The sequence below is a fragment of the Pseudomonas sp. B707 genome (assembly GCF_022496685.1).
Lineage (GTDB): Bacteria > Pseudomonadota > Gammaproteobacteria > Pseudomonadales > Pseudomonadaceae > Aquipseudomonas > Aquipseudomonas paraglycinae.
Genome location: NZ_WTVE01000031.1, coordinates 239,990 through 254,916, shown reverse-complemented (window position 1 = coordinate 254,916; position 14,927 = coordinate 239,990). Strand labels below are relative to the sequence as shown.

15 protein-coding genes are annotated in these 14,927 nt (G+C 60.2%); 2 read left to right on the top strand and 13 right to left on the bottom strand.

All coding sequences use genetic code 11. From position 1 onward, the window contains the following. Window positions 1-23 precede the first annotated feature (23 nt). The 3 genes from GQX66_RS20180 to GQX66_RS20170 form a co-directional block, all read right to left on the bottom strand. Window positions 24-1,637, bottom strand: coding sequence for an NAD(P)/FAD-dependent oxidoreductase (locus tag GQX66_RS20180; RefSeq protein ID WP_179692437.1), 1,614 nt, complete (start codon window positions 1,635-1,637; stop codon window positions 24-26). Window positions 1,638-1,732: 95 nt separating this feature from the next. Continuing rightward, window positions 1,733-2,386 (bottom strand): hypothetical protein, encoded by a 654-nt coding sequence (locus tag GQX66_RS20175; RefSeq protein WP_085748187.1) that lies wholly within the window; start codon window positions 2,384-2,386, stop codon window positions 1,733-1,735. 59 nt (window positions 2,387-2,445) lie between these two features. Continuing rightward, window positions 2,446-3,045, bottom strand: a complete 600-nt coding sequence (locus GQX66_RS20170; RefSeq protein WP_007959150.1) for a short chain dehydrogenase — start codon at window positions 3,043-3,045, stop codon at window positions 2,446-2,448. 103 nt (window positions 3,046-3,148) lie between these two features. Between GQX66_RS20170 and GQX66_RS20165 the strand changes: the two genes are divergently transcribed. Further along, window positions 3,149-4,057: a LysR family transcriptional regulator gene (locus GQX66_RS20165; protein ID WP_007959151.1), complete on the top strand. Its 909-nt coding sequence runs from the start codon at window positions 3,149-3,151 to the stop codon at window positions 4,055-4,057. Here the strand turns inward: GQX66_RS20165 and GQX66_RS20160 are convergent. From GQX66_RS20160 to GQX66_RS20120, 9 genes are all read right to left on the bottom strand, one after another. Further along, window positions 4,006-4,521, bottom strand: a complete 516-nt coding sequence (locus GQX66_RS20160) for a DoxX family protein (protein WP_240870912.1) — start codon at window positions 4,519-4,521, stop codon at window positions 4,006-4,008. The genes GQX66_RS20165 and GQX66_RS20160 overlap by 52 nt on opposite strands. Further along, window positions 4,518-5,276, bottom strand: coding sequence for a DNA-binding domain-containing protein (locus tag GQX66_RS20155; RefSeq protein ID WP_240870907.1), 759 nt, complete (start codon window positions 5,274-5,276; stop codon window positions 4,518-4,520). Before GQX66_RS20155 ends, GQX66_RS20160 begins: the two co-directional genes overlap by 4 nt. Beyond that, a complete protein-coding gene (locus GQX66_RS20150; protein WP_240870903.1) occupies window positions 5,273-6,160 on the bottom strand; it encodes a DUF692 domain-containing protein in 888 nt (295 codons plus the stop codon). Before GQX66_RS20150 ends, GQX66_RS20155 begins: the two co-directional genes overlap by 4 nt. Before the next feature lie 25 nt (window positions 6,161-6,185). After that, entirely contained in the window at window positions 6,186-6,491 is a 306-nt protein-coding gene (locus GQX66_RS20145) for a DUF2282 domain-containing protein (RefSeq protein WP_011332799.1), read from the bottom strand. Between the two features lie 156 nt (window positions 6,492-6,647). Further along, window positions 6,648-7,349 (bottom strand): ABC transporter ATP-binding protein, encoded by a 702-nt coding sequence (locus tag GQX66_RS20140; RefSeq protein WP_003222380.1) that lies wholly within the window; start codon window positions 7,347-7,349, stop codon window positions 6,648-6,650. Beyond that, window positions 7,350-8,117: a high-affinity branched-chain amino acid ABC transporter ATP-binding protein LivG gene (livG, locus tag GQX66_RS20135; RefSeq protein ID WP_007959160.1), complete on the bottom strand. Its 768-nt coding sequence runs from the start codon at window positions 8,115-8,117 to the stop codon at window positions 7,350-7,352. Further along, the gene (locus tag GQX66_RS20130; RefSeq protein ID WP_007959162.1) at window positions 8,114-9,370 is read right to left on the bottom strand and encodes a high-affinity branched-chain amino acid ABC transporter permease LivM; all 1,257 of its coding nucleotides are present in this window, start codon (window positions 9,368-9,370) and stop codon (window positions 8,114-8,116) included. The genes livG and GQX66_RS20130 overlap by 4 nt, the downstream gene beginning before the upstream one ends. Then, window positions 9,367-10,290 carry a high-affinity branched-chain amino acid ABC transporter permease LivH gene (gene livH / locus GQX66_RS20125; protein WP_007959165.1) on the bottom strand — a complete coding sequence of 308 codons (924 nt, stop codon included), beginning with the start codon at window positions 10,288-10,290 and terminating at the stop codon, window positions 9,367-9,369. Before livH ends, GQX66_RS20130 begins: the two co-directional genes overlap by 4 nt. A 231-nt stretch (window positions 10,291-10,521) precedes the next feature. After that, entirely contained in the window at window positions 10,522-11,649 is a 1,128-nt protein-coding gene (locus tag GQX66_RS20120; RefSeq protein ID WP_085605380.1) for a branched-chain amino acid ABC transporter substrate-binding protein, read from the bottom strand. A 352-nt stretch (window positions 11,650-12,001) separates the two neighbouring features. Between GQX66_RS20120 and GQX66_RS20115 the strand changes: the two genes are divergently transcribed. Next, entirely contained in the window at window positions 12,002-12,307 is a 306-nt protein-coding gene (locus tag GQX66_RS20115) for a DUF2288 domain-containing protein (protein ID WP_085748193.1), read from the top strand. A gap of 250 nt (window positions 12,308-12,557) precedes the next feature. On the opposite strand, the gene GQX66_RS20110 is transcribed toward GQX66_RS20115, so the two are convergent. Next, window positions 12,558-14,759, bottom strand: a complete 2,202-nt coding sequence (locus tag GQX66_RS20110; protein ID WP_011332804.1) for a hypothetical protein — start codon at window positions 14,757-14,759, stop codon at window positions 12,558-12,560. Window positions 14,760-14,927: the final 168 nt, after the last annotated feature.

Here is a 14,927-nt window from a genome sequence, read left to right as displayed (position 1 = left end):
TGCAGTGTTTCAGGTCGTGCGGATCAGTCTTTCAGACCGAGGATGTCACGCGCCACGGCTTCCGCGATGCGGATGCCATCGACACCCGCCGACAGAATCCCGCCCGCATAACCCGCCCCTTCACCGGCCGGAAACAGGCCTTTGACGTTCATGCTCTGCAGCGTCTCGTTACGCGTGATGCGCAGCGGAGACGAGGTGCGGGTCTCGATCCCGGTCAATACCGCATCGTGCAGCGAGTAACCGCGGATCTGCTTCTCGAACGCCGGCAACGCTTCGCGGATCGCCTCGATCGCGAAGTCCGGCAGGGCCAGGGCCAGATCGCCCAGTGCCACGCCCGGTTTGTACGATGGCTCGACTTCGCCCAGTTCGGTCGAAGGAATGTCGTTGATGAAGTCGCCGACCAGTTGCGCCGGCGCCTTGTAGTCGCTGCCGCCGAGGATGAAGGCGTGGGACTCCAGACGTTCCTGCAACTCGATCCCGGCCAGCGGACCGCCCGGATAATCGACTTCCGGGGTGATGCCGACGACGATGCCGGAGTTGGCGTTGCGCTCGTTACGCGAGTACTGGCTCATGCCGTTGGTGACCACGCGGTTCGGCTCGGAGGTCGCCGCCACCACGGTGCCGCCCGGGCACATGCAGAAGCTGTAGACCGAACGGCCGTTCTTGGCGTGGTGCACCAGTTTGTAGTCGGCGGCGCCCAACTTGGGGTGACCGGCGTACTTGCCCAGTCGCGCACGGTCGATCAGCGATTGTGGGTGCTCGATCCGGAAACCCACCGAAAACGGCTTGGCTTCCATGAACACGCCACGGCTGTGGAGCATGCGGAAGGTGTCGCGGGCACTGTGGCCGAGGGCCAGGACCACGTGTTTCGAATGCAGGGTTTCGCCGCTGGCCAGTTCGACGCCGACCAGTTGGCCGTCTTCGATCAGCACGTCGGTGACGCGTTCCTGGAAGCGCACTTCGCCGCCCAGTGCGCGGATCTCTTCGCGCATGGTCTCGACCATGCCGGTCAGACGGAACGTACCGATGTGCGGTTTGCTGACGTAGAGGATTTCTTCCGGCGCGCCGGCCTTCACGAATTCGTGCAGAACCTTGCGGCCGAGGAATTTCGGATCCTTGATCTGGCTGTACAGCTTGCCGTCGGAGAACGTGCCCGCGCCACCTTCGCCGAACTGCACGTTGGACTCGGGATTGAGCACGCTTTTGCGCCACAGGCCCCAGGTGTCCTTGGTGCGCTGGCGCACTTCGGTGCCGCGCTCGAGGATGATCGGCTTGAAGCCCATCTGCGCCAGCAACAGGCCGGCGAAGATCCCGCACGGGCCGAAACCGACCACGATCGGGCGCTGGCTCAGGTCGCTTGGCGCCTGGCCGACGAATTTGTAGCTGACATCCGGCGCCACGTTGACGTTACGGTCGTCGGCGAACTTGCCCAGCACTTTGGCCTCGTCGCGCACTTCGAGGTCGATGGTGTAGATGAAGCACAGTTCGGAGGACTTTTTGCGCGCATCGTAGCTGCGCTTGAACAAGGTGAAATCGAGCAGGTCATCGCTGGCGATGCCCAGGCGTTGCACGATGGCAGCGCGCAGGTCTTCGTCGGGATGGTCGATCGGCAGCTTGAGTTCGGTGATTCGTAACATGACAGGATCCGGTTCGCGGGGCGCACAACTGCGCCAGGGCGTTTGAAGGCGGCGATTATAAGCCGCATCGGCCGGATCCCGTGAGGGTAAAACGATCAGTCGTTACGCGAACCGCCGAAATACCCGCAACCACGCTGCACCTTGCCGTCGATACGCAGCTCGGCGCTCATGTGCTGCACGCTGCCGGTGCTGCTGTCGACGCAGCGCTGCGGCGCCACCCACAGCTCGATGCGCTGGTTGTTGGCTTCGCTGCTGAGATTGAAACGGCCGTCGCCCAGTTGCTCTTCGACGTAAGGCACGGCGAGCGGCGGCTGGCCTTCGCGGTCGATGACCAGGCCTTTGCCGCTGACTTTTACGTTCCACTCCGGGCCATGACCGGCGGCGCGCAGGATCAACTGTTTGAAGTTGGGATCGTCGCAGGCAGTGCCGGAGCGTTCGACACGGTACAACTGGGTCAGGTCGAGGCGGTCGCCGGCGATCTTCCCGCGCACGTCGGCAAACAGCTTGCCCTGTTGATCGGCCAGGGTGGCGGCCTCTTGCAGGACGCTGGTGCCGCCGATGTCATTGACCACGTACTGGCGCTGCTCGCCGCAGGCCTGGAACACCAGTTTGCCGTCGGCAGCGGTCAGTTGCCCCTGCATCCGCGTCTGGCCGACGTGGGAGGCGCTTTCCCGCGCACCATCGAACAACTGGCACGCGGCAAACAACGGGAGCAGGGCAACAACGATCAGGGAACGGGCAACACGCATCTTTGGCTCTCCAGACAAGTGCCGTCACGTTACGCAGGCTGACCGTTCATCACAAGGGTTTAGCCCACGTGAAATGTCTGACCTGTCTGCAAGCCTTCGACACTTTTGGCGTAGGCCAATGCCACATCCGCCGCAGGAACCGGCTTATAGCCACGGAAATAGGGGGCGTAGCTGCCCATGGCTTCTACAAGCACGGTCGGGCTGATCGAGTTCACCCGCAGGCCGCGTGGCAGTTCGATGGCCGCTGCGCGGACGAAGCTGTCCAGCGCGCCGTTGACCAGTGCAGCCGAAGCGCCGCTGCGGATCGGATCGTGGCTGAGCACGCCGGTGGTGAAGGTGAACGATGCGCCGTCGTTGGCGAACTCACGGCCGATCAGCAGCAGATTGACCTGGCCCATCAACTTGTCTTTCAGGCCGAGGGCGAAGCTGTCTTCGGTCATTTCACCCAGCGGGGCGAAGGTCACGTTGCCAGCGGCGCAGACCAGTGCGTCGAACTTGCCGGTCTGTTCGAACAGCTTGCGGATCGATGCGCTGTCGCTGATATCCACCTGGAAATCGCCGCTGCTGCGACCGATACGAATGACTTCATGACGCTGCGACAGCTCTTTGTCCACGGCCGAACCGATGGTGCCGCCCGCGCCTATCAACAGAATTTTCATCGTGATTGCCTCAAGTGATTGAACGAGGTTTCAGTCTAGAGTGGTTTTTTCTGCGGATAAGCGCACTAATGGGCAACCTTTGGTTTTCAAATGGAAACAATCCATGAGCGAGATGGATGATCTGGCGGCGTTCGCGGTGTTGATCGAAGCCGGCAGTTTTACCTTGGCAGCGCAGCAATTGGGGTGCAGCAAGGGGCAGTTGTCCAAGCGCATCAGTCAGCTGGAGGCACGATTTTCCGTGGTGTTGTTGCAACGTACTACGCGTCGGCTGAGCCTGACGGCGGCCGGTGCGGCGTTGTTGCCGCAGGCTCAGGCGCTTGTCGTCCAGGTGGAGCGAGCGCGTCAGGCATTGGCGCGATTGAAGGACGACATGGCCGGTCCGGTGCGTATGACGGTTCCGGTTTCGCTGGGGGAAACTTTCTTCGATGGCCTGCTGCTGGACTTCTCGCAGAAATACCCCGAAGTGCAGATCGAACTGGAGCTGAATAACAGCTACCGCGACCTCTCCCGCGACGGCTTCGATCTGGCGATCCGCACTGAAGTGGCCAATGACGAGCGACTGGTGGCCAGACCGCTGCTGGCCTGGCAGGAAATGACCTGCGCCAGCCCTGAATATCTGGAGCGCTTTGGCGAACCGCTGACGCCGCAGGCACTGGCCGAGCACCGTTGCCTGCTCAACAGTCATTACAGCGGCCGCGAGGAATGGCTCTATCACCAACAGCACGAACTGCTGCGGGTGCGGGTGTCGGGGCCGTTCGCCAGCAATCACTACAACCTGTTGAAGAAAGCCGCTCTGGCTGGCGCCGGCATTGCCCGCCTGCCTTCCTATCTGCTGCAGGCGGAATTGGCTGACGGCCGATTGCGCTGGCTCCTGCGCGATTTTCAGACCCGGCGCATGCCGATGTATCTGGTGCATCCGTATCAGGGCGGGTTACCGAAACGCACCCAAGTGCTGGCGGATTACCTGATCGGCTGGTTCAAGCTCAGCGGCGAGGCGCTGGACCGGTTGTAGTGCCTGGCGATCAGGTGATCGATCGACAGTTTGCCCGGCCCGGTGGCCATCAGGTACAGCAACACCGCCATCCAGGTGCCGTGGGTCGGGTAGGCATCCGGGTACACGAACAGTTGAATGGCCAGGGTCATGCCCAGCAACGCCAGCGCCGAAAAACGTGTGGCAAAGCCGACGAGGATCAGGATCGGGAAGAAGTGCTCGGCAAACGCGGCCAGATGTGCAGCGATTTCCGGCGACAGCAGCGGCACGTGGTACTCGCTCTTGAACAACGGAATCGTCGAGTCCGCCAGACGTGGCCAGCCGAACTCGAAGGTGCCATCGATCAGGTCGACGACCAGCCCCTCGACCTTGGTTTGCCCGGATTTCCAGAACACGGCTGCGATGGAGAATCGCGCGATGAAGGCGATCAGGCTGTGAGGGATTTTTTCCAGCAGCGCGACGGCGCGGGCAACGAGGCTGTTCATGACGACACCTTCGGGTGCAAATGAGTGATGACTTGGCGACTGATCAGCAGGGCGAGGGTCTGGCTGAGGTCGAAGGCCTCGGCGGATTCCAGCGCTTGCGTGAGTGACAGGCCAGCTTTGAGCTGGCGAATAAACTGGCTGGCGCCGCGATCCACGGTGAACACCTCGACTTCCAGTCCGTTGCGCAGGATCAGCGCGTGTTGGGCGTGATGCAGATCGATCCCGGCCAGCGTCGCGTCGTGCTGATGCGCGGCCCAGATGTCCACCACGGCGAAGTTTGAATCGAGCAGATGCAGCGAAGGGTGCAGGCCGATGCGCAGTTCGTTGAGCGCATCGGCATCGGCGAATACAGCGGCGATTCGCTCCTGACTCAGGGGTAACACATCGGCAACGTGGTAGGCCTGCGTGCGCAAGCGTTCCAGCCTCGCGACATCGGCCAGATAGGGAACGCACGCGGCTGGTTCGAACTCACTGATGAAGTCCGCCAGCCCGCTGCCGTAGTCGCTCATCAACGGACTGTGTGGCGGATGGCGATGCACGAAAACTCCGGCCATGGCCCGGAAGAATTCGTCCCCCACCAACTGCATCACCACGGGATAACTGTCGGCCAGTGCGTTGATCAACGAGCTCTGAACATTGTTGCGGTACACCGCGAAACGGCTGGCCGGATCGGCGCCGTTGGCACTGCACAAACCGTCGGGGCAGGGCAGGTCGGTATCGAGCAACGCCGCGCTGAACGCAGCTTGAGTGCTCACGGCCGACCTCCCGCGCAGAGCAACAGCTCATCGGCCTGCTGCGCTTCCTCCAACAGCACACTGAAGGCTGGCACCTGATTGTCACGTTCGATCAACGTCGCCACCGGGCCGACGCGTTCCAGCGCTTGCCGGTACAACGACCAGACCGCTTGATCGATTGGCGCGCCGTGATCGTCGATCAGCAAACGATCACCGAGGCTGTCGGAATCTTCGGCAAACCCGGCCAGATGAATCTCGCCCACCGCGTGCAGCGGCAGTGCGTCGAGATAACGCAGGGGATTGCGCTGATGGTTGATGCACGAGACATAGACGTTATTCACGTCCAGCAACAGACCGCAGCCACTGCGCCGGATGACTTCGCGGATGAAGTCCGCTTCGTCGATTGTCGAGCGCTCGAATGCCAGGTAGGTCGCCGGGTTTTCCAGCAACATCGGGCGTTTAAGAGTGTTCTGCACCTGATCGATGTGTTCGCAGACGCGGTTCAGCGTCGGCGTGTCGTAAGCCAGGGGCAGCAGGTCATTAAGGAACACCGGGCCGTGGCTTGACCAGGCCAGGTGTTCGGAAAAGGAGTGGGGTTGATAGCGCTCGATCAGCGCGGCCAGGCGTTTGAGGTGCTGGACATCCAGCGCGCCTTCGGCACCGATGGACAGCCCGACGCCATGCAGCGACAGCGGATACGCGTCGCGAATCAAACCCAGAAAATGATGAAACGGGCCGCCGGCCACCATGTAGTTTTCGGCGTGGACTTCGAAGAAACCGATGTCCGGACGTGAATCGAGCACTTCGCTGAAGTGCTCGCTCTTGAGCCCCAGCCCGGCACGGGACGGGAGCCCGGTGAGGGCTGCCCGAGTGCGGCGCAAGGCATGGTCGCAGGATGTGATCATGATCGACACTCGGGCGGCTCCCGGATCAGGACTTGGCTTTGAACGCTTCGAGCTGACCGAAACCGGTCGGCGAGGTTTTGCTTTCGGTGGTGGTGCAGGTGCCTTTCGGAACCAGTTTCCAGGCGTTGGCCTGATGATCCATTTTCGCGGTGCCGGCACAGGTGGTGCCTGCACCTGCGGCGCAATCGTTCTTGCCTTTCATGGCCACGCCGAAGCATTTTTCCATGTTGTCGTCAGCGGCGTGGGCGGTGGAGACGGCAGCGATGCTCAGAGCAGAACCGAGGGCCAGAACCAGGGCGGTGGCGGACAGGGTGCGGGTGGTAGCAGTCATGATGTTTCTCCGGTTTTAACTTGGGTTTGAACAAGCGATTGCGCTTGCTTGCCCCACTAGAGAAACGACTTGGGGATGCGTTACAGCGAACGATAAAAGATTTTTTGCCGGGCACAAAAAACGGCCCGAAGGCCGTTTTCTGTTTGAAGCGATCCATCAACCGCCGAGGTACGCCTCGCGCACTTTCGGGTCGGTCAGCAGCGCTTCGCCGGTGCCTTGCATCACCACCCGGCCGTTCTCCAGAACGTACGCGCGGTCAGCGATTTTCAGCGCCTGGTTGGCGTTTTGCTCGACCAGGAACACCGTCACACCGTCCTTGCGCAGCTGTTCGATGATGTCGAAGATCTGCTGGATGATGATCGGTGCCAGGCCCAGCGACGGCTCGTCGAGCAACAGCAGTTTCGGCTTGCTCATCAGTGCACGGCCGATGGCGAGCATTTGCTGTTCGCCGCCGGACATGGTGCCGCCGCGCTGGTTGAAGCGTTCTTTCAGACGTGGGAAAAGTCCGAGAACCTTGTCCATCTGTTCCTGATAGTCGCCCTTGTCGGTGAAGAATCCGCCCATGGACAGGTTTTCTTCGACGGTCAGACGGGCAAACACCCGACGACCTTCCGGCACCACGGCGATGCTCTTGCGCATGATTTGCGACGAGTCCTGGCCGACCAGTTCCTCACCCATGTAGCGGATGCTGCCGCTGTGGGCCTGCGGCGAACCGCAGAGTGTCATCAGCAGCGTGGACTTGCCGGCACCGTTGGCGCCGATCAGGGTCACGATCTCGCCCTGGCGGACTTCGACGTTGACGCTGTGCAGGGCCTGGATCTTGCCGTAGAAGGTGGAAACGTTTTCGAACTGCAGCATTTACGCTTCCCCCAGGTAGGCTTTGATCACTTCAGGATTGTCGCGGATCTGTTCCGGCGTGCCGTCGGCCAGGGGCGTGCCCTGGTTGATCACGACGATGTGGTCGGAAATGCTCATGACCAGTTTCATGTCGTGTTCGATCAGCAGCACGGTCACGTTGTGCTCTTCACGCAGCACGCTGATCAGCGCCTTGAGGTCTTCGGTTTCTTTCGGGTTCAGGCCGGCGGCCGGTTCGTCGAGCATGAGGATCCGCGGACGGGTCATCATGCAGCGGGCGATTTCCAGACGACGCTGCTGACCGTAGGCCAGGGTGCCGGCGGGGCGGTTGGCGAACTCTTTCAGGTTGACCTTTTCCAGCCAGTACTCGGCGAACTCCATGGCCTCGCGCTCGCTCTTGCGAAACGCCGGGGTCTTGAACAGGCCGGACAGGAAGTTGGTGTTCAGGTGACGGTGCTGGGCGATCAACAGGTTCTCGACCGCCGTCATGTCCTTGAACAACCGCACGTTCTGGAAGGTGCGCACCACGCCTTTGAGGGCGATCTTGTGGCCCGGCAGGCCGTGAATCGGCTCGCCGTCCAGCAGGATGCTGCCGCCCGATGGCTGGTAGAAACCGGTCAGGCAGTTGAACACGGTGGTCTTGCCCGCGCCGTTCGGCCCGATCAGTGCCACCACCTGTTTTTCCTTCACGGTCAGGGCCACGCCGTTGACCGCCAGCAGGCCGCCGAAGCGCATGCTCAGATTTTCGACTTTCAGGATCTCGCGGCTCATTTGCGCAGCTCCATGTGAGGACGTTGCATGGGCAGCAGACCTTGAGGTCGCCAGATCATCATCAGCACCATCAGGGCGCCGAACATCAACATGCGGTACTCACTGAACTCGCGCATCATTTCCGGCAGCAGGATCATCACAACGGCCGCGAGAATCACGCCCAGCTGCGAGCCCATGCCGCCCAGCACCACGATGGCGAGGATGATCGCCGACTCGATGAAGGTGAACGATTCCGGCGTCACCAGACCTTGACGGGCGGCGAAGAAGCTGCCGGCGAAACCGGCAAATGCCGCGCCGAGGGTGAACGCCGAGAGCTTGATCACGGTCGGGTTGAGACCCAGCGCACGGCAGGCGATTTCGTCTTCACGCAGCGCTTCCCACGCACGGCCGATCGGCATGCGCAGCAGGCGGTTGATCACGAACAGCGCCGCCAGTGCCAGCAACAGAGCAACCAGGTAGAGGAAGATCACCTTGTTGATCGAGTTGTACTGCAGGCCGAAATACTCGTGGAAGGTTTGCATCCCTTCTGCGGCTTTACGTTCGAAGGTCAGGCCGAAGAACGTCGGTTTCTCGATGTTGCTGATGCCGTTCGGGCCGCCGGTGATGTCGGTCAGGTTACGCAGGAACAGGCGGATGATTTCCCCGAAGCCAAGGGTCACGATCGCCAGGTAGTCGCCGCGCAGACGCAACACCGGGAAGCCGAGCAGGAAGCCGAACGTCGCCGCCATCAGGCCGGCAATCGGCAGGCAGATCCAGAAGCTCAGGCCATAGTAGTGCGACAGCAGCGCGTAGCTGTAGGCACCGACGGCGTAGAAGCCGACGTAACCCAGGTCGAGCAGACCGGCCAGACCGACCACGATGTTCAGGCCGAGGCCGAGCATCACGTAGATCAGGATCAGCGTCGCGATGTCCACCGCGCCACGGGAGCCGAAGAACGGCCACACCAGCGCACCGATGATCAGCGCGATGATGAAGTAGCGTTGGGTGGTCGGCAGGGTCAGGAAGTTGCTGGCCTTGGCCGGAATCAGCGGCATGCCTGGCGACGAGCGCCACGCCTTGCTGATCTGCTGGTTGAACAGCACCCGCAGGAACATCAGCACCGAGCAGATGGCGATGGTCGCCAGAATGGCCGGGCTGGTGTTGTGCACTTCCAGGTTGACACCGACGATGGTCAGTTTCAGACCCAGTACCGGATAGGCCACGGCCCAGACCAGCAAGGCACTGAACAGCGCCTGTTTAAGATTCCTAGTCATACTTTCTCAACCTCCGGACGGCCCAGAATGCCGGTCGGACGGAACAACAGCACCAGAACCAACAAGCCGAAAGCCACGACATCCTTGTACTGGTCGCCGAAGATATCGGCGCCAAAGGCTTCCGCCACCCCGAGCACCAGCCCGCCGAGCATGGCGCCGGGGATGCTGCCGATCCCGCCCAGTACCGCGGCGGTGAAGGCCTTGAGGCCGACGAGGAAACCGGCGTTCGGGTTGATCACGCCGTATTGCATGCTCAGCAGCACGGCCGCGACGGCCGCCAGCGCAGCACCGATGACGAAGGTCAGGGCGATGATGTTGTTGGTGTTGATGCCCAGCAGGTTGGCCATCTTGATGTCTTCGGCGCAGGCGCGGCAGGCGCGGCCCAGGCGAGAGCGGGAGATGAACAGCGTGAGGCCGAGCATGGCGATCAGGGTCACCACGAACACCACGATTTGCATGTAGGAAATCAGCACTTCATGTGCGCCACCCGGGCCGAAGGCGAAGTTGCCCGGAATCAGGTTGGGGATTGCTTTGTCCTTGGAGTCTTGCGCCAGCAGAACCGTGTTCTGCAGGAAGATCGACATACCGATCGCGGAAATCAGCGGGATCAGACGGTTGCTGCCGCGCAACGGGCGGTAGGCAATGCGTTCGATGCTGTAACCGTAGGAGCTGGTGACGACGATGCTGGCGATGAACGCCACGGTCATCAACAGCGGGACGCTTTCGAGTCCCATCATGGTCAGCCCGGCGATGGCGATGAACGCCACGTAGGAACCGATCATGTACACCTCGCCGTGGGCGAAGTTGATCATTCCAATGATGCCGTAGACCATCGTGTAGCCGATGGCGATCAGGGCATACATGCTGCCAACGTTCAAGCCGTTAACCAGCTGTTGGAAGAAGTGATAGATGTCAGGCATTACAGCGCTCCTAAAAACCTGATACGCATTTCACTGGTGGAGTCATTTTCCCGCCCGGTCCCGTGGATCTTTATCCACTTCGAATCCGGGTTTTGCCAGCGAACCGCTGATGACGGTTTTGAGATTTTCAGGTGGGGAGACTGGCGGATCACGCCAGCGCGGCCCAATACATTCGTAAAACAAAGCCCACGGCACGCCGTGGGCTTTATTGGCAGTCAGTCAGGCAGGGCCTTACTGAGGCGACACTTCGGTTTTAGGTTTGCCTTCGTGCCATTCGTAAACCACGAATTTGAAGTCCTTCAGGTCGCCCTTGTCGTCGAAGCTCAGGTCACCGGTAGGCGTCTTGAAGGTGCCTTTGTGGATGGCTTCAGCCACCTTGGCAGCATCTTCGGACTTGGCAGCCTTGATACCTTCGGCAATTACTTCAACTGCCGAGTAGGACGGGAACACGAACGGACCGCTCGGGTCTTCTTTCTTGGCCTTGAATGCATCGGCCAGGGCCACGTTGGCCGGATCCTGGTCGAAGGATTTCGGCAGGGTCACCAGCAGGCCTTCGGCAGCGCTCTTGGCGATCTGGGTGATCGAGTCGTTACCCACGCCTTCCGGACCCATGAACTTGGCTTTCAGGCCTTTTTCCTGGGCTTGACGCAGGATCAGACCCAGCTCCGGGTGGTAGCCGCCGTAGTAGACGAAGTCGACGTTGGCTTGCTTGAGCTTGGCGATGATCGCGGAGAAGTCTTTGTCGCCGGCGTTGATGCCTTCGAACACGGCAACCTTGGTGCCTTTCTTCTCGAGAGTGGATTTGACGGCGGTGGCGATGCCTTCACCGTACTGCTGCTTGTCGTGCAGCACGCCGACGATTTTCGGCTTCACGTGATCGGCGATGTAGTTACCGGCGGCAGGGCCCTGGGCGCTGTCCAGACCGATGGTACGGAAGATCATTTTGTAACCACGAGCGGTGATGTCCGGGCTGGTGGCAGCCGGGGTGATCATGATCACGCCTTCGTCTTCGTAGATGTCCGAAGCAGGCTGGGTGGAGCTGGAGCACAGGTGACCGACCACGAACTTGACGCCGTCGTTGACGACCTTGTTCGCTACTGCTACCGCTTGTTTCGGATCGCAAGCGTCATCGTATTCAACGGCTTCGAGCTTCTTGCCGTCGACGCCGCCTTTGGCGTTGATCTGTTCGATGGCCATTTTCGCGCCACTGAACTGCATGTCGCCGTACTGGGCTACTGGACCGGTTTTAGGGCCGGCGATACCGATCTTGATGGTGTCAGCTGCGAACGAATGGCTGGCAACCCCGGCCAGAACCATAGCGGCAAACAGTTTGGAAATCTGCTTAGTAGCCTTAGTCATAGTGCTCCACTCTTACTGTTGTATTTTTTTAGAGTCCTGACGCCGTAGCAGCAGAACCGGGACAGATATCTAGGCGATACCCTCCGGAAAAGCCCCCGGCAACTGTACCGGTACAGTGTAGAGCGCCGGTTGTTGGCCTGGGAAGCTGGCGCCAGGGGGCAAAACCTGAGGGTGTCGCTTAAATGAAAGAAAAAGACAGAATTGCGGCGGGACGTTCAGAGGGCTTATACCCCAATCATCAGCATTCCTTGGCGTTCCTGCTCTTTTCGTTCGGTACGGCCTTTTGCAACCGGGTTTTTCTGCCGGACCACCGACGTTATCATTCGCGCCGATTTCTTTTCCGGACAGTCCCATGAATCAAGAACCTAGCACCCTCTATGCCAAGCTGCTTGGTGAAACCGCATCTATTGCCTGGAAAGAGCTGGAGCGCTTCTACGCCCAAGGTGCCCTATTGTGGGTCGACGCCAGCCTGGATTTGATCGCGGTCGCCGAGGCCGTGGCGTCGGATCAGGGCGAGAAAGTCGCTGCCTGGCTGGCCGAAGACAAGGTCGCCAAGCTGTCTGAAACGCGGGCGCTGGATATTTTCGAGCGCGATCCCGAGATGTGGGCGGTGGTGGTCCGGCCGTGGATCCTGGTCCAGGAAAGGGCAGCGGCCTGACGGGTTGCACCTTGTTGGTGCGAGTGCCGGCCGGCAAAAAGTGTGTAGCGGAGTAGCGTGATGGCACGTTGCCGTAGAGAAATGCCACAGGCGGGGGTGGCATAACGGTGACGTAAACGTAACGGGCACAGTTTAGTAAGCAGCCTAACGGCTGCTTAATTGTTTCGGGATGTTGGAAAGGCTGAAATTTTCAGTGAATTTCAGGGCCTCATCGCTGGCTTGCCAGCGATGAGGGCGACCCGGTCCCGGATCAGACCGAATAAGACTTGCCGGTATGGTTATTGAGGGAAATAACCTTGGTCTTGCCGATCCGGTGACGGTAGATCTCGCGCAGGTACTTGATCGACTTTTTCACGCAATCGCGCGACAGGCGAATGTCATTGATCGAGACAAACTTCTCTTTGTCGTTGATCAACTCGCGGTACTTCTTCTCGTACATCGGCTTGATCGCGTACCAGTTGGTATCGAGGATCTTCGCCGGGTTTTCGAATTCGTTGAGCAGGTCGTCGATGCGGTCTTCGTCGAACTCTTCCTGAATGATGAAATCGAGGATCGAGTTGTCCAGGGTCTCGTCGAAACGGTACGGGGTCTTGGCGAAGCAACGCTTGATGAATGCCACGATCAGCGTCAGGAAGTCGTCCGACAGGCACGGGCTCTTGGCGATCAGGGTGGTCAGCGACAGGTTGGCCGAGGCGCCGATCACCAGCGCGTAGCGCTTGAGCGTGGTGTTGGGGAACAGGCTGTTGAGGTGGGTCTTCAACCGGTTCAGGTCCATGTACGACAGCTTGTAGTCTTTTGGCAGCGAAACGATCGAGACCACCGACGAGCAGTTCTTGAAGAAGTGCAGGTCGTGCAGCGCAGCCGCGTCGTAGCCGGAGTTCTTGTATTGCTCCAGCGACGCACGATAACGCTTGGATTCGATCGGCAGCAGGCTGATGCCTTCGATGGCCTGGGTCACCTTGTTGAAGTGCGGCAGGTCGATCGAGCGGAAGAACAGGTCGTCGATGTTCAGGCGCTGCGGCTCTTTGTCGAACACCTTGAACTTGTCGCTGCTCGGCGGCGGGGTTTCCGGCACTACCGATTCTGCATAGGCAATCGCCACCGGGCCGGCCAGACTCATGAACAGGTCGTTGGCGTCCAGGCGAATGGTCTCGCCGATGTCGATGCCGGCGCGACGGAAATAGTTCTGGTCGTAGTCGGTCGTGACGGCCTGGGCCGTCAGAATGTTGAAGATCTGCTGCGAAATGTACTGGTTGGCGTGCTTCTCCATCGCATTGACATCAATGTTCTGGATGTTGCCGTCATCGCTCTCTTCGGCATAACGCATGATGTCGTTGGAGATCAGCATCATTGCGTTCCATGGGCGGATACGGCCCATGACGCTGGCTTCGCTGCTGTCTTCGTTGGCGAAGTTGTACGAGAAATCCCATTCTTCCGAGAGGTATTTGCACAGCAGCCGGCCGGCGTTGATGTGCAGCGCCTCGGACATTTCGCTGCGGTGGTCGGAAATGTTCGGCAGCACGCAGATGCCGCTGGTGAAGATCGGTTCGAACACGAAGGAATGACCGCTCTTGCCGTCATGCTCGTCCATCGGCTTGGTGTCGAACGTCTTGTTCATGTACGAGTGCTGCTGGGCCAGGCCGAATTCAGAGGCCATGCCCGAACCGGTACCGCCGCCGGCACTGAAGATCGAGAAATACAGGCGCGACTGGTTGGCCTTGATGCCGCAGCTGTCGATCAGGTACGAGTGGATCATTTTCCAGTCAGGGCTGGAGAAACGCTGGGTGTCCTTGTTCAGGATGATCTTCGCCAGGTACTGGCCGAGGATCGGCGCGTTACCGGCGCCACCGGCGTGGACTTCCGACAAGTCCATGATCTTCATCTTGCTGTAGTCGCGCAGGAAACCGCTTTTTTCGCCCTTGCGCGAGAAACGGATACGCCCTGCAATGTCCTTGTCGAGATCGCCGAGCATCACCAGCGGTTCCACGAGGAACACCGGTTTGGTCGACTTGTTCGGGCCGATCCGCAGGTTCTGCTTGATCCATTGGGCCGGGCTGTAGCCTTTGTCGGAGGCCAGGCGACGGTCAGCCGCGCGATCTTCGTTGTTGAATTCGTTGAGGTAGAACTTGCGCGCGTTGTACACCAGCTCCGCCACGTCGAGGGCGATGTTGGAGCCGCAGCGACCGAGGCCGATCAGGCACACCGACGGGAATTCCTGATCGTTGTGCTGTTCGTTGTCGCCTTCCAGGTGCGGCGGGCGCGGGAACACCAGGTCACGCAGGCCATCGAGGTTGTCGAGGATGCGGTCGGTGTTGGTTTCGGTGAAGTACAGGTATTGCTGGGTGCCCAGCGGGCGCGAAGGTGGCAATGGCTTCATCGGGGCAGGGCTGTTCGCCGCAGGGCTCAGAGTCAGATCGGATACCGCAGTGGCCGGATTGTTTTTAGAAGTCATTGTGCGCCATATACCTGGACTGGTTGGATCAACGACCGCTGTCGTCGAGCCTCACGGAATGGGAATCTCGCGTCTTTTTTCTGCGCGTGCTTTGCCCGTGCGTCAGGGACTTTGCCTGAGTGCCGCGCGGGGGAATCCTTTCCTGATCGATGATGAATCGGCCATTAT